A 17,536-nucleotide genomic window follows, 5' to 3' on the forward strand; every position below is an offset into this window, starting at 1 on the left:
CGCTGGGCGTGACGACTGGGCGTGACGACTGAGCGCCCTCGTGCGAGCCGCTCAGCTCTCGACGGTGAACGTCACCGCGGAGGACGAGACACCCTGGGTGGTCACGACGGCCTGGTAGGTGCCCGCGCCGATGCCGGGTAGGTCACCTGCGCACTCGGGCGCCGACCGCTGGGTCGCCCACTCGACCGTCTCGGTGTCCCGGTCGCCCGGCGCGAGGAGCAGCATCCGCGAGCCCGCCGTGTCACAGTCTGCGCTCGACCAGATCCGGTCCGTGCCGGAGGTGATGACGAGCTCGCGCGCCGTGCGGCCGGCGTCGACGGTGCAGGCCACCGGGCCGCTGTGCGAAAGGCTCACCTCGAACCCCACGGAGTCACCGACGGCAACCGTCGCGCCCGGCAGCGTCAGGGCGAGCTGGAGCTCAGCGGCGGCACAGTCCGTCACGGGCGCCGCGGCGGTGGGGCTGGCCTCGGGCGCCGCCGGCTCGTCGCTCGCCAGCGACCGCGTTGCCCAGCCCACGAGGGCGACCGTCCCGGCGACGAGCGCACCGAGGACAGCGAGTGCCAGCACCGCGACGAGCACGCGGCGCCGCAGGAAGGTGCCGGGGCCGGGCCCGGACGGCCCTCCCGGGCGCGGCGGCCCACCCATGGGTCGCCGCACCCGGGGGGCCGCAGCAGCCGAGGCGGGCGGTTGACCCGCCCGGGGGCGCGGGGCAGGACCCCGTGACCCCGGCGGGCGGGAACCGGTCGGTCGTGCACCGGGCCGCCCCGCCCCGCCCCTGCCAGCCGCGTCGTTGTCCATCCGCTCATTGTGCTCCACGACGAGGGCGAGGAGCCGTCACCTCCCCGGGAGCGTGCCACCTGCCGAGCGCCCTGTGGTCGCAGAGGCCATGCCCGCGACGCTCGCGTCGTGCACGACGACCCGGTCCCTGCCCCGCTCCTTGCCCGCGTAGAGCGCGGCGTCCGCGCGCTGCATCACCTCGCCTGCCGTCACCCCGGGCTCCCAGGCGGCGATCCCGACGGTGCACGTCTGCCCCCCGGGCACCGCGTCCCGCAGGCGCTCGAGCACGTCCACCCCCTCGGTGAGCGTGCAGTCCGGCAGGACCACGGCGAACTCCTCGCCACCCCAGCGCGCGACGACGTCCACCTCACGCACGAGCGTGGCGGCGCGCCCGGAGAACTCCCGGAGCAGGCCGTCCCCGGCCGCGTGCCCGTAGGTGTCGTTGTACGTCTTGAAGTGGTCGAGATCGATGAGCGCGAACGCGAGCGGCGTCCGGGTGCGGCGCGCGTCGGCCATCGCCTTCTCGACCGCGGCGTCCCACCCACGGCGGTTCACGAGCCCGGTGAGTGCGTCACGTCCGGCCGCGTCCTCGAGCCGGGCGAGCAGCGCGCCGCGCTCGATCGCGTGCGCAGCCTCCCCCGCGAGCGTCTCGATCATGTGGAGCACGTGGGGCGCGATCGCGTCGACCCGGTGGTGCCACGTCATGCACAGGACGCCGACGGCCGGGGCGCCACCGCGCGACAGCACCGGGAAGCACGCCGCCGCGTTGGTGCCGAGCGCCGCACGGACCTGTGCCGAGACCTTCTCGTCCTCGCTGAGGTCCGGCACGAGGACCCACCGGCCGGTGCGCAGCACCTCGGCGGTGCGGGACGGTTCCGACAACGGGATCCGCAGCGCGGGCATCTCCACCCCGACCACAGCGGTCGAGACGACGTTGCCGAGGCCGTCCAGCTCCATGAGGTACGCGCCGTCGGCGTCGGTGATGTCGAGCACGGCAGCGCACACCGCCTGCCGGGCGTCGTCCGCGGTCGCGACGGCGGACGACGCCCTGGCGAGGCGCTCGAGCCGGACGGCGTCGACCGCCGCGTCATCCGCCTGGCGGCGAACCTGGGAGAGGAGACGGTCCCGCTCGTCCCGGTTGAGCGAGATCGTCAGTCCCACGACGGTCGTCACGCCGACGAACGCCTGGACGAGCAGCGCCCTGGCGATGCCGTCCTCCACCTGAGCGAACGGCCCCCAGCCCTCCAGCGTGAAGATGCACGCAGCGACCCCGACGACGAGGGTGTGCAGGGTCGCGATCGTCGTGGTGAACCGCAGAGCCACCCACACGGTCACCGGAATGAGCCCGAACGCCACGGGGACGTCCGCGAGCGTCGTGAACGCCAGGGTGTACGCGAGCGCCGACGCGACGACGGCGAGCGCGAGCTCGAGCGCCGACCAGCCCGTGGGCCACACCTTCACCCGTGCCTGTTCCTCGCCGCCACCTCCCGGTCCCCCGAGGGACCGGGAGAGCTGGAACCCGACGCTGGCGATGAGCAGGACGCTCACGGTGTTCCGCATGACGAACATCCCCACGGTGAGCCACGTGACCTGGCCCCCGAGGACCGCGACGGCACCCAGCCCCACCGCGGCCGCCGCGACGCTGCTCACGACCGCCGCCGACATCAGCCAGAACGCCTCGTGACGGCGGACCAGGCGGATGCCTGTCCCCGGCGCGGCGGCACGCGCGCAGACGCGGAAGACGCCGACCTGCACGACGATGGACAGGGCGAGGGAGGATGCCAGCCCGGCGTCCGCACCGCTGAGCATCGTGACGAGCACGGTGAGGGTCAGAAGGAGCACGTGGTCCACGACCGCCCAGGCCCGGGGACGCGCCGCGGCGAACCAGACGACCGCCACGCCCGCAGCGGGATAGACGAGGCTGAGGTTGAGGCCGTCGACCGCCGTCTGCCGCCCGATGACGAGCGCCAGGAGATACATGACGGCGAACACTGCTGTGCGCGAGGCCCCGGCGGCGCGGGGGGCGTCGCTGCCACGTGGGCCGACGGGGCTGCTCCGGGAGGTCGGGGCGGACTCGTCCTCGATCATGGGGGCCATTCAAGCATCTCCCCCGGTCCGCGGACCGGGACCTCGGGACGTCCGATACTTGACCGGTGCCGTCTTCTTCCATCTCCGTCCGGTCTCCGGTGCCTGACCCCGGTGAGTCGCTCGACGTGCCGGGGCTCCAGGCGGAGCTTGCCGACTGGTTCGCGAGCGAGGCGCGCGACCTGCCGTGGCGCGCCACCGACCGCACGCCCTGGGGGGTCCTCGTGAGCGAGGTGATGTCCCAGCAGACTCCTGTCGCGCGGGTGGCACCGGTGTGGCTCGAGTGGATGGCCCGGTGGCCCACCCCTGCAGCGTTCGCCTCGGCCCGCACCTCCGACGTCCTGCGCGCGTGGGGCTCGCTCGGTTACCCGCGCCGGGCCCTGCGCCTGCAGGAGTGCGCCCGCGCCGTCGTCGAGCAGCATGGCGGGGTGGTCCCCGACGACCTGGAGAGCCTGCTGGGCCTTCCGGGCGTCGGTCCGTACACGGCGGGAGCGGTGCTCGCGTTCGCGTTCGGCCGCAGGGCCGTCGTGCTCGACACCAACGTCCGGCGCGTCATCGCCCGGACGGTGCACGGCGTCGCAGCGCCGCCGCCGTCGCTCACGGCCCGCGAGTCCGGCGTCGCGGCCTCGCTCGTCCCCGCCGACGACGCGGCGGCGGCACGGTGGGCAGCGGCGTCGATGGAGCTCGGCGCCGTCGTCTGCACGGCCCGCGCTCCGCGCTGCGGCGTCTGCCCCGTCGCTGCGCGGTGCGCGTGGCGGGCTGCGGGCTACCCCCCGGACGAGCACGCTGCCCGACGCCGCACGCAGGCCTGGGTGGGCACCGACCGCCAGGCCCGGGGTCGGGTGCTGAGCGTGCTGCGCGCTGCTGACGGACCGGTCTCGCGGGCGCGGGTGGAGGCAGCGTGGTCCGATGCCGCCCAGCTGCGCCGGTGCGTCGCCGGGCTCGTCGAGGACGGGCTCGTCGAGCAGACCGGCGACACCTACCACCTCCCGGAGTGACGGCGCCGTGCCCGTGCGCCGTGCCCGTGCGCCGTGCCCGTGTGCGGCGGCCGTGCGTCGTGCCCGGGTGCGCGGTCGCCGGGCGCTGGGTGCCCGGTCAGAGATCGATGAGCATCCTCGTGTTGCCCAGGGTGTTCGGCTTGACCCGAGCGAGGTCGAGGAACTCCGCGACGCCGTCGTCGTGCGAGCGGAGCAGCTCGGCGTAGACCGTGGGCTCGACGGGTGTCCCCCGGATCTCCCGGAACCCGTGCCGGGCGAAGAAGTCGACCTCGAAGGTGAGGCAGAACACGCGCTCGAGACCGATGTGCCGCGCGCGCTCGAGGAGCCCTTCGACGAGCGCGTGCCCGACCCCCTCGCCGAGCCACCCGGGAGCGACAGCGACGGTGCGGATCTCGGCGAGGTCCTCCCACATGACGTGCAGCGCTCCGCACCCGATCGTCTCTGCCGCGCCGTCGCCGGTCCCCTCCGCGACGAGGAACTCCTGCACGGCCTCGTAGTAGGCGACCGCCTCCTTGGCGATGAGGATGCGCTCCTGCGCGTAGGGCTCGACGAGCCTCCGTATCGCGCGGACGTCGCGGGGCAGCGCGGGACGGACGGAGAAGGGCCGGGGGGCTGCGCTCATCGTCGCAAGATAGCGCACATACTCGGTCGGTTGCATATGTACCCACTCCGTAGACCGTCTCCTCGCTGCTCACGGCCCTGGGCCGGAAGTCCCCGCGAGATCTGTCTCAACATGTGGCACTGTGGAGGCACGTCGTGCCGGAGCGAGCGAGAGGTGATCATGTCCACGTCAGGAACCTCGTCGAGGCTCACCACCGCCACCCGCGCCCGCTCCCTCGAGACGCTGCGGGAGACCGCGACCGGCGAGCCGCTCGACGTCCTCGTCATCGGCGGGGGTGTCACCGGAGCGGGCATCGCCCTCGACGCCGTCACCCGCGGTCTGAGCACGGCCGTCGTCGAGGCGCAGGACTGGGCCTCGGGCACGTCGAGCCGCTCGAGCAAGCTCGTCCACGGTGGGCTGCGCTACCTCCAGATGCTCGACTTCGCGCTCGTGCACGAGGCACTCACCGAGCGGGACCTGCTCATCACGCGCCTCGCTCCGCACCTCGTGCGGCCCGTCTCCTTCCTCTACCCGCTCGAGCACCGGCTCTGGGAACGCGGCTACGTCGGCGCGGGCGTGACGCTCTACGACACCCTCGCGAGCCTCTCCCCCGGCAAGCGGGCCCTGCCCCTGCACCGGCACGTCACCCGCAAGGGCATGGCCGCCCTCTTCCCCGACCTGCGGCACGACGCCGCGATCGGCGCCATCCGCTACTGGGACGCCTCCGTCGACGATGCCCGGCTCGTCGTGACCCTCGTGCGCACCGCCGCCTCCCACGGCGCGAGCGCCGCGAGCCGCACCCAGGTCGTGGAGATCACGAAGGATGCGAGCGGTCGCGTCGACGGCGCCGTGCTCGCCGACCTCGAGACGGGCGAGCAGTTCCCCGTCCGAGCGCGCAACGTCATCAACGCGACCGGTGTGTGGACCGAGGAGACCGAGGCCCTCGCCGGAGCCGACGGCGGCCTGCAGGTGCTCGCCTCGAAGGGCGTGCACGTCGTCGTGCCCCGCGAGCGCATCCGGGGGAAGGTCGGGCTGATCCTGCAGACCGAGAAGTCCGTCCTCTTCGTCATCCCGTGGTCCCGCTACTGGGTCATCGGCACGACGGACACGCCCTGGGAGCAGCAGCTGCAGCATCCCGTGGCGACGGCCGCCGACATCGAGTACGTCCTCGAGCGCGCCAACACCGTCCTCGCCGACCCCCTCACCCGCGACGACGTCATCGGCACCTGGGCAGGGCTGCGCCCCCTGCTGCAGCCGGGCACGAAGGCGGGGACGTCGTCGGCGAAGGTCTCCCGCGAGCACACGGTCGCCTCCCCCACACCCGGCCTGACCGTCATCGCGGGCGGAAAGCTCACCACCTACCGGGTGATGGCCCGCGACGCGGTCGACTTCGCCCTCGGCAAGGGCGCCCGCGCCCGGCCCTCGATCACCGCCGAGGTCCCGCTCGTCGGGGCGGTCGGCCTCGGCGTGCAGCAGAACTGGGCCCGACGGCACGCCGCGACGTACGGCTGGACCCCCGTGCTCGTCGACCACCTGCTGCACCGGTACGGCTCCCTCCTCGCCGACATCGTCGCGCTGTGCGAGCAGGACCCGGGCCTCGCGGCACCGCTCGAGCACGCACCCGCCTACCTGCGCGCCGAGATCGCCTACGCGGTGAGCCACGAGGGCGCCGTGCACCTCGAGGACATCGTCGTGCACCGCACCCGGCTGCAGTACGAGGTGCCGGACCGGGGTGTGGCCGCGCTCGACGAGATCTCCCGGATCGCCGCCGACGGCCTCGGCTGGGACGAGGACGCACGGCTCGCCGAGGTCGCCGCGTACACCGCGCGGGCCGACGCCGAGGCACGCGCGGAGCTCGAGCCCGACGACGTCGCGGCCGAGGTGGCCCGGCTCTCGGTCGAGGACATCGCGCCGCTCGTCCCGCTCGCCTCCCTCGACCCCGAGGACGCCGCGGCCGACGAGCCCGGTACGCACGGGACAGGTGGCGGCAACAAGCCCGGCTCGCCCACGGACAGCCGCGCCGCGGCCGGTCCCGCCGGGACCTGAGGAAAGGACGTACGTGGACGGTTCAGTGGCAGCAGTCTTCTTCGCCGAGGTGATGGGCACGCTCGTGCTCATCCTGCTCGGCACCGGGGTGGTCGCCAACGTCGTGCTCACCACGACGAAGGGCACCGGCGGCGGGATCCACATGATCACCGTCGGCTGGGGTCTCGCGGTGTTCTCCGGGGTGTGGGTCGCCCAGAAGTCAGGGGCGCACCTCAACCCCGCGGTGACGATCGGGATGATCACCGGGGACCAGGAGAACTTCGGCGGCACCGCCGCGCTCCCCATCACCCTGGGGAACACGCTCGTGTACTTCGCGGGAGAGCTCCTCGGAGCGATCCTCGGCGCCGTCCTCGCGTACCTCGCGTACAAGAAGCACTTCGACGCCGTCAAGCCCGGCACCCAGACCGTCGGGCTGTTCGCGACGACCCCGGCCATCCGCGCGTACGGGTGGAACCTCCTCACCGAGGTCATCGCGACGTTCGTCCTCGTGTTCGTCATCCTCGCCGTCGCAGCCTCGCCGCACGAGCTCGGGCCCCTGCCCGTGGCGCTCCTCGTGATCATCATCGGCGCCGGGCTGGGCGGTCCGACGGGGTACTCCATCAACCCCACGCGTGACCTCGGCCCGCGCATCGTGCACGCCCTCCTGCCGATCCCCGGCAAGTCCTCGAGCGACTGGTCGTACGCGTGGGTGCCCATCGTCGGCCCGGTCGTCGGCGGTGCGCTCGGCGGTGTGGCCGCTACCGCGTTCTTCTGACCTCGCACGACCCTGCCCTGCTCACGACGACGTGAAGGAAGCACCATGACTGACAAGTACGTCCTGGCCATCGACCAGGGCACCACGAGCTCCCGCGCGATCGTCTTCACGCACGAGGGCACCGTCCACTCCGTCGGGCAGCTCGAGCACGACCAGATCTTCCCGCGCGCCGGGTGGGTGGAGCACGACGCCGAGCAGATCTGGAGCAACGTCCGGGAGGCGGTCGGGCTCGCCCTGACCCGCGGGGACGTCACGCACACCGACATCGCCGCCGTCGGCATCACCAACCAGCGCGAGACCGCGGTGGTGTGGGACCGCACCACCGGCAAGCCCGTCTACAACGCGATCGTCTGGCAGGACACCCGGACCCAGAAGATCGTCGACAAGCTCGGCGGCGACGAAGGACCGGACAAGTACAAGGCGACGGTCGGCCTGCCGCTCGCGACATACTTCGCCGGGCCGAAGGTCATGTGGATCCTCGAGAACGTCGAGGGCGCACGCGAGGCCGCCGAGCGCGGCGACCTGCTCATGGGGACCACGGACTCGTGGGTCCTGTGGAACATGACGGGCGGTCCGGAGGGCGGCGTGCACGTCACGGACGTGACGAACGCGTCACGCACGATGCTCATGAACATCGACTCCCTCACGTGGAACGAGGACATCGCGAAGGACATGGGCATCCCGATGTCGATGCTCCCCGAGATCCGGTCGTCCTCCGAGGTCTACGGCAAGGGCCGCAACCGCGGGATGCTCCCCGGGGTGCCGATCGCCGGGATCCTCGGGGACCAGCAGGCCGCCACCTTCGGGCAGGCGTGCTTCGAGGTGGGGACCGCCAAGAACACCTACGGCACGGGCAACTTCATGCTCCTCAACACGGGTACGGAGCCGGTGGCGAGCAAGAACGGGCTGCTCACGACCGTCTGCTACAAGATCGGCGACCAGCCGCAGGTGTACGCACTCGAGGGATCCATCGCGGTGACGGGCTCGCTCGTGCAGTGGCTGCGGGACAACCTCGGGCTGTTCCCGGACTCCCAGGACGTCGAGTACCTGGCGAGCAAGGTCGACGACAACGGTGGCGCGTACTTCGTCCCTGCGTTCTCCGGCCTGTACGCCCCGCACTGGCGCCCGGACGCGCGCGGAGCGCTCGTCGGGCTCACCCGGTACGTCAACCAGAACCACATCGCCCGTGCCGCGCTCGAGGCGACCGCGTTCCAGACCCGCGAGGTCCTCGACGCGATGAACGCCGACTCGGGCGTGGACCTCACCGAGCTGCGGGTCGACGGCGGCATGGTGGCCAACGAGCTGCTCATGCAGTTCCAGGCCGACATGCTCGACGTCGACGTCGTGCGCCCGCAGGTCGCCGAGACCACCGCGCTCGGGGCCGCCTACGCGGCCGGCATCGCCGTCGGGTTCTGGGACGGGGAGCAGGACGTCCGCGACAACTGGAACGAGGGGCAGCGTTGGAGCCCGAGCATGGGCTCCGACGAGCGCGAACGCCAGTACCGCCTGTGGAAGAAGGCCGTCACGCGGACGTTCGACTGGGTGGACGACGACGTCCTGTGACCCCTCGAGGTCCGTGACCCGACGTCAGCGTCCGGCGTCAGCGCCGGCCGGAGCGTCCGCCGGACACGCCGCGACCACCGTCCCCGTGCGGGCGGTGGCGCGGCCCCCGTGCCGGCCGAGCAGGAACACCACGAGCGCGACGCCCATGCCCACCGCCGAGACGAGCGCCGTCGTCCGCACGTCGCCGTGCCTCACCACCTGGCCGCCGAGCAGCGCGCCGAGGCCGATGCCGAGGTTGAACATCATCCCGTTCGCGGCGGACGCCACGTCGGTGCTCCCCGTCGCCACGACGAGCAGTCGCACCTGGATCGCCGTGACGAGGGCGCTGAACGCCAGGGACACGACGGCGAAGGACGCGACGACCGCGACGGTGCTCGTGGACAGCACGTACGCCCCGACCATCGCCACCCCGACGACCGCGAGCGGCAGCGCGATCGCCACGTCGGGCCACCGGGGGGTGAGCCACCCGCCGAGCGCGACCCCCGCGACGCCCGTCGCGCCGGCGGCGAGCAGCGCGAGGCCCAGGCGCGCCTCAGGCAGCGAGCTGGCCTCGGTGAGGAAGACGGTGACGTAGGTCTGGGTGACGAAGTACGCCGTGACACCGAGGCCCGTCGCGGAGAGCACGGAGAAGTAGGTCCGACGGTCCGGGCGGGATCCGACGGACGTCGTCTCCGCGCTCCGGGGCCCGCCCGGGACGAGCACCGCGAGACCGACGAAGATCCCGAGGGCGACCACCGACATGACGAAGAAGCTGGGACGCCACCCGTGCTGGAGCGCGAGCGCGGTCATCGCCGGGATGCCCAGCACGGTGCCGAGCGAGCTGCCCGCGAAGAGCAGGGACACCACGCGGCTCTGCAGCGCGTGCTCGAACAAGGATGCCGCCGTGGTCGCGACGATCGCCCAGAACAGCGAGTGCGCGAGCGCCGTGAGCACGCGCGCGCCGAGCAGCAGGAGGTACGTGGGCGCGAGTGCGGTACCCACCGTGCCGACGACGAACAGGGCGAGCGCGGAGCACAGCAGCAACCGGCGCGGCACGTGCATCGTCGCGCGTGTCAGCGGGATGGACGCGAGGGCGACGACGGCCGCGTACCCGGTGACGAGCAGCCCGATCATCGGCTCGGTCGTCCCGAGCGACGGGGCCATGAGGGTGAGCAGCCCGATCGGCATGTTCTCGACCGTGACGAACACGAACGTCGAGGCCGCCAGGAGCGCGAGCGCCAGGACGGCCCGCCGGCGAGAGACCGGCGGTGCGGCGGGGTGGGCCGTGGAGGACTCGGGAGACACGTCGTTCCTTCAGGTCGGTGCGGCCGCACGGCGTCGGCCAGGCGCGGCGGCGATCACCGTACCGCGCGGACCACCGTGTCGACGGGTACTTTGGGCGGCAAGGACGACAGCTCTCGGGCTGTCGCGGGAGGAGGACGCGGACATGGGTCTGATGGACAACGCGAAGGCGGCGCTCGGCAAGGCCAAGGAGCAGGCGGGCGACCTCGCCCACCAGCACAACAGCGCGATCGACTCCGCCATCGACAAGGGTGGCGCGCTCGTGAACGCCAAGACCGGCGGCAAGCACGCCAGCGCCATCGCGAAGGGCAGCAAGCAGGCGAAGGACGCCGCCGACCGGCTCGCAGCGGAGAGCCGCGGACCGGGCGGGACCGCGAAGCACGCCGCACCGGAGCGCGTCGACCTCGTGCGCCCCGACCCGGACCAGCCGGCGCCGCAGCACGTCGAGGACGAGCGACCTGCCACCTGACGGGTCGGCCGTCCTACAGGTGCGCCGGAGGCACGGCCCGCAGGTCGGGCTGCGCGTCGTTGAGCCACCGCAGCCCCGTCGTCGCGAGACGTCCCGCCGCCCGGCCGATCGTGCGGTCGGACCGCGGTGAGTCCGGCAGCCGGAGCGGCTCGCGTGACCAGCGCGGGAGGGTCGCGACCGCGGCACGGGTGAGCACGGCGTACGGCACCTTCGCCGGACGGGGCAGGGGAGCGTCCGCGAGGAGGAAGCGCGCGACGTCGCGTGCCGCCGGGGTGCTCGCGAGCTCGGGGCGGAACCCCTCGATGCTCGCACGCAGCCCCGCCACCGTCGTCGGCACGTCGGTGGCGCCGAGGCGCCTCGCCACGAGGGACGTCTGCTCGACGTACGTGTCGCTCTCGGTATCGGTCAACGGCCGCGCCCCGAAGCGCTGGTGCGCGGTGAGGAAGCTGTCCACCTCGGCCACGTGCACCCAGGTGAGCAGGTGCGGGTCGTCCGCACGGTAGGGCCGCCCGTCGGGCGCGGTCCCGGCGATCCGCGTGTGCACGGCGCGGACGATCGCGACCGCGCGCTCCGCGTGCTCGACGGTCCCGAAGGTCGTGTCGGCGAGGAAGGTGCTCGTGCGGGCGAGCCGGCCCCAGACGTCGGTGCGGAAGTCGGAGAAGTCGTCGACCGCCGCCATGGCCAGCGGGTGCAGGGACTGCAGGAGCAGCGCCCGGATCCCCCCGACGTACATCGAGGCGTCGCCGTGCACGCGGTGCACGGGGCTCCCCGGCGGGAACCACCGGGGCCCCGGGGTCGTGTGGATGCGTTCCCGGGCCACAGGGCCCTCCGGGCCGGCGACCATGCCGAAGAGGGCGTCGCTCATGCGAGTGCGCAGCGCGCTCAGCGGGTTCACTGCTCCAGTATCCACGGCGCGCCCGACGGCCGCGGGGTGAGCGTTCCGGGGGCTCGGAGGTTCCGCGGGCTGGTGACCCGACCCGCGGCTACGATCGGAGCCTCACACCGAGGGGTCCCCACCGCATGCCCACAGCTGTCGCGCCGCGCGCGCCCGCGCCGCCGCGACGACCGTCACCCCGGACGCACCTGCGTGCTGCGCTCCCGAGCGGTGAGGACCTGAGCGAGGAGCGCTGGTCCACGCGGCACCGCGCGATCCGCATCCTCCTCGCGGTCCATGCCGTCGTCATCCCCCTCATCGGCCTGGTGCGCGGCTACTCCGTCCGGGATGTCGTCGTCGCCGGCCTGATCCTCGCCGTGCTCGCCCTGGGCGCCTCGGTCCCGGCGTGGAGCCGGGACACCCGCTCGTCCCTCGCGACGCTCGGTCTCATGGCGAGCTCGGCCTCCCTCCTCCACTTCTTCGACGGGACGATCGAGGCGCACTTCCACTTCTTCGTCATGGTGGCGATCGTCGCGCTCTACCAGGCGTGGTGGCCCTACCTCATCGCTGTCACGTTCGTCGTGCTGCACCACGCGGTCCTCGGCACGCTGTTCCCGGCGCAGGTGTACGGCCACCACGGTCACGGGACGTCGCCGTGGACGTCGGCACTCATCCACGGCGGGTTCATCCTCGCCGAGAGCATCGCGTGCCTCGTCCTGTGGCGGGCGAGCGAGGAGTCTCTCGAGCGCGAGCGCGACGCGCGACGCGAGGCCGCTCTGGCTCGGGACGACCTCGAGCAGGCCCAGCGGGTCGCCGGGATGGGCAGCTGGGACTGGGACGCGGTGACGGGTCTGCACACGTGGTCGTCGCAGACGTTCGTCCTGGCGGGACAGGACCCTGCGACGCACGCACCCACGGTGCGTGGGTCGATCGACCTCATCCACCCGGACGACCAGCCCCGGCTCACCGCGGCCCTCATGCACGCCTACGACACCCGGGGGACGTTCGACCAGGAGGTCCGCCTCGTCCGCCCCGACGGCGAGATGCGCCGGGTGCACGTCCTCGCCGAGTGGACGACGACGGCGGACGGCAGCCCGCACCGGCTCCTCGGAATCATGCACGACGTCACGGAGCGCTGGCTCCTGCAGTCCGAGATCGAGCACATGGCGTACCACGACCCGCTCACCGGCCTCACCAACCGGACCCTCTTCCTCGAGCGCCTCGAGGAGGCGCTCCAGACAGCGCGCAGCACGGGGCGCGAGTCCGCGGTCCTGTTCATCGACCTCGACGGGTTCAAGTCGGTCAACGACACCTACGGGCACCAGGTAGGCGATGACGCCCTCGTGGAGGTCGCGAAGCGGCTCACCGCCACGGTCCGGCCGTGCGACACGGTCGCCCGGCTCGGCGGGGACGAGTTCGCGATCCTCTGCTCCGACGTCGCCGGCCCGGCCGCCGAGGAGGTCGTCCTGCGCATCCGTTCCGAGCTCCTGCGGCCCGTCCGCGTGGGCCCCGCGGAGGTGGTGCTGGGGGGCAGCATCGGTGTCGCGTCGGACAGCGGGCACAGCTCCGCGGAGGATCTGCTGCGAGCCGCCGACGCGGGCATGTACGTGGAGAAGACCGCACGCCAGGACGCCTCGGTGCTCGGCGCGTGATCACGGTGCTGGACCGATGATCCCCGAGCACGCGGTGCTGCCCGTCGTCCCCGGCGCCGCAGTACGAGGAGCGGCGCGGCGGGCGGTCGAACGTTCCGGAAATGTCCGCGGCCCCCGTGCGTCGGTCAGGCGCGGACGCCGCGCAGACGCAACGCGATCCCTGCGACGACCGCGCTGCCGATGAGGAGGCCGACGCCGACGAGGATCGTCCCGACGAGCCACAGTCCTGACTCGTCGCTCGTCGCCCCGGACACGGCGAAGGCCGCCGTGAACCCGGCGGTCACCGCCAGCGCGGTGCTCAGGGTGTGCAGGCGGGTGGTGGCCGCGACCGTGAGGACGAGCAGCGTGATCACGGCGCCGACCACCTGCCACACCTCGTACGGTCCGCTCTGGTTCCCGTCCGCGTCGATCACGTACGTGGTGTCCCACGCGAACCACGCGACCCACGCCAGGGCAGCGAGGACGACGACGAACGCGACCGCACCCGCCCTCCGGGTGGATGACGGAGCGGGACCGGGAGGCGTCTCGAGGGTCATGCCGGAACTGTAGCGCCGCCGTCGGCGGCGTCCCGCTGCGCCCTGCGGGCGACGAGCAGGCTCAGGCGCGCGCCGAGGCGACGAGGTCCCGGACGGCGGGCGCGACCTCGGCGGCGTACCGCTGCGTCGTCGCCGCGTCGTCGGACGCGAGGATGAACCCGCTCGTCCCGTAGGTGAGCGTGACGTCCGCGAGCTGCTCCGCCCACTGTCGGGGCGGACCCTGGAGGAACCCGCTCCCGGAGGACGCGAACGACCCCCCGACGTTGAGCATCCGCCGCACGGCCCGCGGGTCGCGGCCCGCTGCCTGTGCACCGTCGTCGATCCGGGCGTTCATGTCCACGAGGTCCGCGAGACCACCGGCCAGGTACTGCATCGACGGGAGCCACCCGTCGGCGACGCGGCCGGTCAGGCCGAGCATCCGCGGCTTGTACGCGCCGAGCCAGATGCCGATGTCGTGCGCGGGGGCCGGGCCACGCTTGGCGCCCTTCACCTGGTAGAACTCGCCGTCGAGCGTCAGCCCGCCCCGCCGGCCCGCGTCCCAGACGCCACGGATGATCGCGACGGCCTCCTCGAGGGCCGAGATGGACTGCCCCGGCGTGAGGCGGCGGCCGCCCATCGCGGCGATCCCGTCCCAGAAGGCACCCGCTCCGAGCCCCAGCTCGAGCCGACCTCCGCTGAGGCGGTCGAGTGTCGCGGCGCTGCGCGCCAGGACCGCGGGCTGGCGCAGCGGCACGTTGAGGACGTTGGCGCTCAGCCGCACGTGCTCGGTCCGTGCCGCCGCGAAGGCGAGCAGCGTCCACGTGTCGTGGAACGTCGCGACGTACGGGTGGTCCTGGAAGGTCACGAGGTCGAGCCCCGCCCGGTCCGCGACGACGGCCTGCTCGACGGCGTGCTGCACCGGCTCCGCGGTGGGTGTGACGAAGGTGCCGAACAGGAGGTCGTGCCCGTAGTCGCTCATGCGCTGGTCTCCATCGTGTCGGCTCCCGCTGGTGCGAGAGGGAAGTTGTCCCGGAACAGGCCGTGCGGGTCGTAGGTCGCCTTGAGCCGACGCAGCCGCTCGAGCGTCGGCCCCGGGAAGGCATCGGTCACCCGCTCCGGGCTCGTGTCCGTCTCGAAGCTGAGGTAGAGACCGTCGAAGAGCTCACGCAGGGGCGCGAGCGCGCGGTCGAGCCGCCCGGCGTCGGCCCCCATGACCGTGAGGCTGAACTGCGCGTCGCGGTGCCCGTAGGCCATCGCGTCGGGCGGCACGTCGCTCGTCGCACCGCCGAGGGTGCGGATCTGGTACCAGTGGGCAGCACCACCAGCGAGCAGCCGGGCGCTCGCCGCACCGACCTCGGGGGTGATCTCCCGCAGGAAACCCGAGCGGGCGACGGGCTCACCGCGCCCGGCGTGCGGGGCGTCGGAGACCATGCTCATGACGGACGCGTACGACGTGATGACCACCCGTTGCTGGACCATCGGCGCGATCTCCGCGAAGGGCTGCAGGCGTGCGACGACGACCTCCGGGTCGTCCGAGTCGACCATCGCAAGACCTGCGCGATGCCGGGGCGTCCGGGCTGCGCGCGGCCCATGATGAGGAACGCGGTGGTGTCCCGCGGTGCGGACGACGCGACGCGGCCGAACTCCACGAGGTAGGTCGCGGGGTCTGCCACCTGGAAGGCCAGCTGGGCCCACCCGACATCCCCGACGGTCGCGGCCTCGAGCTCGAACGCGACGACGATGCCGAAGTTCGCGCCCGCCCCGCGGACCGCCCAGAAGAGGTCAGGGTTCTCGGTCGCGCTGGCGCGGACGAGCGAGCCGTCGGCGAGGACGACCTCGACGCCGCGCAGGTGGTCGATCGTCAGTCCGTGCTCCCGGGACAGGAACCCGATGCCGCCCGCCGTGGCGAGGCCACCCACGCCGACCCCGCCGTAGTCGCCCGAGCTCACCGCCCAGCCGTAGGGGTCCAGCGCTGCGGCGACGTCCTTCCACCGCGCGCCGGGACCGACGCGGACGAGCCGCGTGGCCTCGTCGAGCACCTCGATGCTGCTGAGCGCGCCGACGTCGATGACGATGCCGCCGTCGTTCGTCGACCGGCCGCTGATGCCGTGCCCGCCGCTGCGCACGCCGAGCGGCACGTGCGTGTGGCGGCGTGCGAACGCGACCGCCTCGACGACCTCGTCGACCGTGCGGGGGCGCAGCACGAGGCCGGGGCGCCCGCCACGCATGTACGTCGAGCGCACGCGCGAGTACCCGGGGTCGCCGGGTTCCACCGCCGCGTCGGCGAGCGCGGCCGGGACGTCGTAGTCGATTCCGTCGCGCCGCCGCGCGCGCACCTCGGCGCGACGCACGGGCCGGGTCGGGCCGGTGCCCGGCGGGAACGCCAGGTCGGCGGCTTGCCGGAGCGCGGGCCCGACGTCGCGCGCGAACCGCTCGACCGCGTCGGCGCCACCGGCGACCGCGTCGATCTCGACGAGGACCGTGTCGACGCCGTGCTCGACGACGAGCGTCACCAGCTCGGCGATCGACGGCTCCCGGACCACGACCACCCGTCGCAGCTCGAGGGGCTCCCGCCCGGCGGCCGCCGCCGCCGCGTCGAGGGCCCCGAGGTCACCGACGAGCGCTCCCGGGCCAGGATCGCCCACGGTGTCCAGCACCCCGACCCACCCGTCGGCCAGGCGGCCGGCCAGCTCCACGGCCGCGCGGTCGCCACCATGCACCCAGACGGCGACCTCGTGCGCCGGGACCGGCCCGGGCGCCGCGCCGTCGACGCGGTGGGCGACCCCGTCGTGCTCCACCTCGTCCTCGGACGTGTCCCACATCGCACGCACGACGCCCAGGGCGTCGGCGAGCGCGCCGACCTGCTCCGCCCCGGACGGCTCGCGGCCGGGGACGTCCGGCCGCGCAGCCGCGGTGGCGTCGAGCCCGATCGTCACGCGTCCACCCGCCAGCAGGTCGAGGCTCGCGGCCGCGCGGGCGAGCACCGACGGCATCCGCTCGGACGTCCGCAGCGCTCCCCCGACGAGCCCGATCCGGCTCGTGCGCGCCGCGACCCAGGACAGCAGCGTCCAGGCGTCGTCCGGAGCGGGTGCAGCGTCGTCGGGGTTCCCGGCCGGGTCGTCCTGCACGACGACGAGGTCGTAGCCGAGCTCCTCGGCGCGCACCGCGAGCGCGACCGCGACCGCGGCCCCGGCCGTACCGTCCTCGGCGGAGCCGCCCGGGCGCAGCAGGACGCCGAGCCGGAGGCGACGACCGTGCGTCATCAGCGGATGACGAGCTCGGACAGGGGCTTGCGCTCACGGGGCAGCTGCTCGCGCTCGCGCAGCGCGTCGGGGAGCAGGTCCGCGTCGGCGAGGCGACCGACCGCGATGACGGTCTGCACGTCGTGGTCGGCGCTCAGACCGAACTCCTCCGCGAGGGCCTCCCAGCCGAAGCCGCCCATGGTGTGGGTGTGCAGCCCGAGGGCCTGAGCCTGGAGCGTGAGGTGCGCACCAGCCTGGCCGGCGTCGTACCGGCTCCAGCGCATCGGCTTGCCGTCGGCGTCGACGACCCGGGTGGCGATCGCGACGAGGGCGCTCGCGCTGCCCGCCCACACGGCATTGAACCCGAGCAGGTGCGAGGCGATCCGACGGTGGGTCTCGCTCCCCCGCAGGCCGACGACGAACGTCCACGGCTGGCTGTTCGAGGCGGATGACGCCCAGCGGGCCGCCTCGAGCACGGTCGTGAGGTCGTCCTCGGAGAGCTCGTGGCGGGCGTCGAAGGAGCGGGGGCTCCAGCGCTCGGCGATGAGGTCGAGGATCGGGGCGCCGGTCTCTGCGCCACGGGACGTCGTCGTGGTGGTCATGTCATCCATCTCTCTCGGGGAACGTGGGACGCGGACATCGTCGGCCGTGCTGCACAACCTCCACCTCACCAGGGGGT

16 protein-coding genes are annotated in these 17,536 nt (G+C 73.3%); 6 read left to right on the forward strand and 10 right to left on the reverse strand.

Translation table 11 applies throughout. The features are described 5' to 3' along the window. Window positions 1–51 precede the first annotated feature (51 nt). Both AC54T1_RS11045 and AC54T1_RS11050 read right to left on the reverse strand, forming a co-directional pair. Complete coding sequence (locus tag AC54T1_RS11045) at window positions 52–645, reverse strand: hypothetical protein (protein ID WP_496911952.1); 594 nt, start codon at window positions 643–645, stop codon at window positions 52–54. Between the two features lie 189 nt (window positions 646–834). After that, window positions 835–2,865: a GGDEF domain-containing protein gene (locus AC54T1_RS11050; protein WP_496911953.1), complete on the reverse strand. Its 2,031-nt coding sequence runs from the start codon at window positions 2,863–2,865 to the stop codon at window positions 835–837. A gap of 65 nt (window positions 2,866–2,930) precedes the next feature. Here AC54T1_RS11050 and AC54T1_RS11055 point away from each other — a divergent pair, with 65 nt between their 5' ends. After that, entirely contained in the window at window positions 2,931–3,860 is a 930-nt protein-coding gene (locus AC54T1_RS11055; protein WP_496911954.1) for an HhH-GPD family protein, read from the forward strand. Between the two features lie 97 nt (window positions 3,861–3,957). Here the strand turns inward: AC54T1_RS11055 and AC54T1_RS11060 are convergent, their stop codons facing one another. Beyond that, complete coding sequence (locus tag AC54T1_RS11060; RefSeq protein ID WP_484345565.1) at window positions 3,958–4,482, reverse strand: amino-acid N-acetyltransferase; 525 nt, start codon at window positions 4,480–4,482, stop codon at window positions 3,958–3,960. Window positions 4,483–4,641: 159 nt separating this feature from the next. Here AC54T1_RS11060 and AC54T1_RS11065 point away from each other — a divergent pair, with 159 nt between their 5' ends. From AC54T1_RS11065 to glpK, 3 genes are read left to right on the forward strand one after another with little or no spacing between them, the layout of a single operon-like run. After that, window positions 4,642–6,507, forward strand: coding sequence for a glycerol-3-phosphate dehydrogenase/oxidase (locus tag AC54T1_RS11065; RefSeq protein ID WP_484345564.1), 1,866 nt, complete (start codon window positions 4,642–4,644; stop codon window positions 6,505–6,507). A gap of 13 nt (window positions 6,508–6,520) precedes the next feature. After that, a complete protein-coding gene (locus tag AC54T1_RS11070) occupies window positions 6,521–7,261 on the forward strand; it encodes an MIP/aquaporin family protein (RefSeq protein ID WP_496911955.1) in 741 nt (246 codons plus the stop codon). 45 nt (window positions 7,262–7,306) lie between these two features. After that, window positions 7,307–8,824 carry a glycerol kinase GlpK gene (gene glpK, locus AC54T1_RS11075; RefSeq protein ID WP_496911956.1) on the forward strand — a complete coding sequence of 506 codons (1,518 nt, stop codon included), beginning with the start codon at window positions 7,307–7,309 and terminating at the stop codon, window positions 8,822–8,824. 24 nt (window positions 8,825–8,848) lie between these two features. Here glpK and AC54T1_RS11080 read toward each other — a convergent pair whose 3' ends face one another. Next, complete coding sequence (locus AC54T1_RS11080) at window positions 8,849–10,108, reverse strand: MFS transporter (RefSeq protein ID WP_496911957.1); 1,260 nt, start codon at window positions 10,106–10,108, stop codon at window positions 8,849–8,851. Window positions 10,109–10,250: 142 nt separating this feature from the next. Here AC54T1_RS11080 and AC54T1_RS11085 point away from each other — a divergent pair, with 142 nt between their 5' ends. Further along, complete coding sequence (locus AC54T1_RS11085) at window positions 10,251–10,574, forward strand: antitoxin (protein WP_496911958.1); 324 nt, start codon at window positions 10,251–10,253, stop codon at window positions 10,572–10,574. A gap of 13 nt (window positions 10,575–10,587) precedes the next feature. Here the strand turns inward: AC54T1_RS11085 and AC54T1_RS11090 are convergent, their stop codons facing one another. Continuing rightward, entirely contained in the window at window positions 10,588–11,469 is an 882-nt protein-coding gene (locus AC54T1_RS11090) for an oxygenase MpaB family protein (protein ID WP_484345559.1), read from the reverse strand. Window positions 11,470–11,594: 125 nt separating this feature from the next. Between AC54T1_RS11090 and AC54T1_RS11095 the strand changes: the two genes are divergently transcribed. Then, window positions 11,595–13,100 carry a diguanylate cyclase domain-containing protein gene (locus tag AC54T1_RS11095; RefSeq protein WP_496911959.1) on the forward strand — a complete coding sequence of 502 codons (1,506 nt, stop codon included), beginning with the start codon at window positions 11,595–11,597 and terminating at the stop codon, window positions 13,098–13,100. Window positions 13,101–13,225: 125 nt separating this feature from the next. Here AC54T1_RS11095 and AC54T1_RS11100 read toward each other — a convergent pair whose 3' ends face one another. The 5 genes from AC54T1_RS11100 to AC54T1_RS11120 all read right to left on the reverse strand — a co-directional run bounded on the left by AC54T1_RS11100 (window position 13,226) and on the right by AC54T1_RS11120 (window position 17,459). Then, window positions 13,226–13,636 (reverse strand): hypothetical protein, encoded by a 411-nt coding sequence (locus tag AC54T1_RS11100; RefSeq protein ID WP_484345557.1) that lies wholly within the window; start codon window positions 13,634–13,636, stop codon window positions 13,226–13,228. Window positions 13,637–13,697: 61 nt separating this feature from the next. Next, a complete protein-coding gene (locus AC54T1_RS11105; protein ID WP_484345556.1) occupies window positions 13,698–14,594 on the reverse strand; it encodes an LLM class flavin-dependent oxidoreductase in 897 nt (298 codons plus the stop codon). Continuing rightward, entirely contained in the window at window positions 14,591–15,160 is a 570-nt protein-coding gene (locus AC54T1_RS11110) for a BBE domain-containing protein (protein ID WP_496911960.1), read from the reverse strand. The genes AC54T1_RS11105 and AC54T1_RS11110 overlap by 4 nt, the downstream gene beginning before the upstream one ends. Then, window positions 15,049–16,878, reverse strand: a complete 1,830-nt coding sequence (locus AC54T1_RS11115; protein ID WP_496911961.1) for an LLM class flavin-dependent oxidoreductase — start codon at window positions 16,876–16,878, stop codon at window positions 15,049–15,051. The genes AC54T1_RS11110 and AC54T1_RS11115 overlap by 112 nt, the downstream gene beginning before the upstream one ends. Then, complete coding sequence (locus tag AC54T1_RS11120; protein ID WP_496911962.1) at window positions 16,878–17,459, reverse strand: nitroreductase family protein; 582 nt, start codon at window positions 17,457–17,459, stop codon at window positions 16,878–16,880. The genes AC54T1_RS11115 and AC54T1_RS11120 overlap by 1 nt, the downstream gene beginning before the upstream one ends. Window positions 17,460–17,536 lie beyond the last annotated feature (77 nt).

Source organism: Sanguibacter sp. Z41_6 (assembly GCF_059621145.1).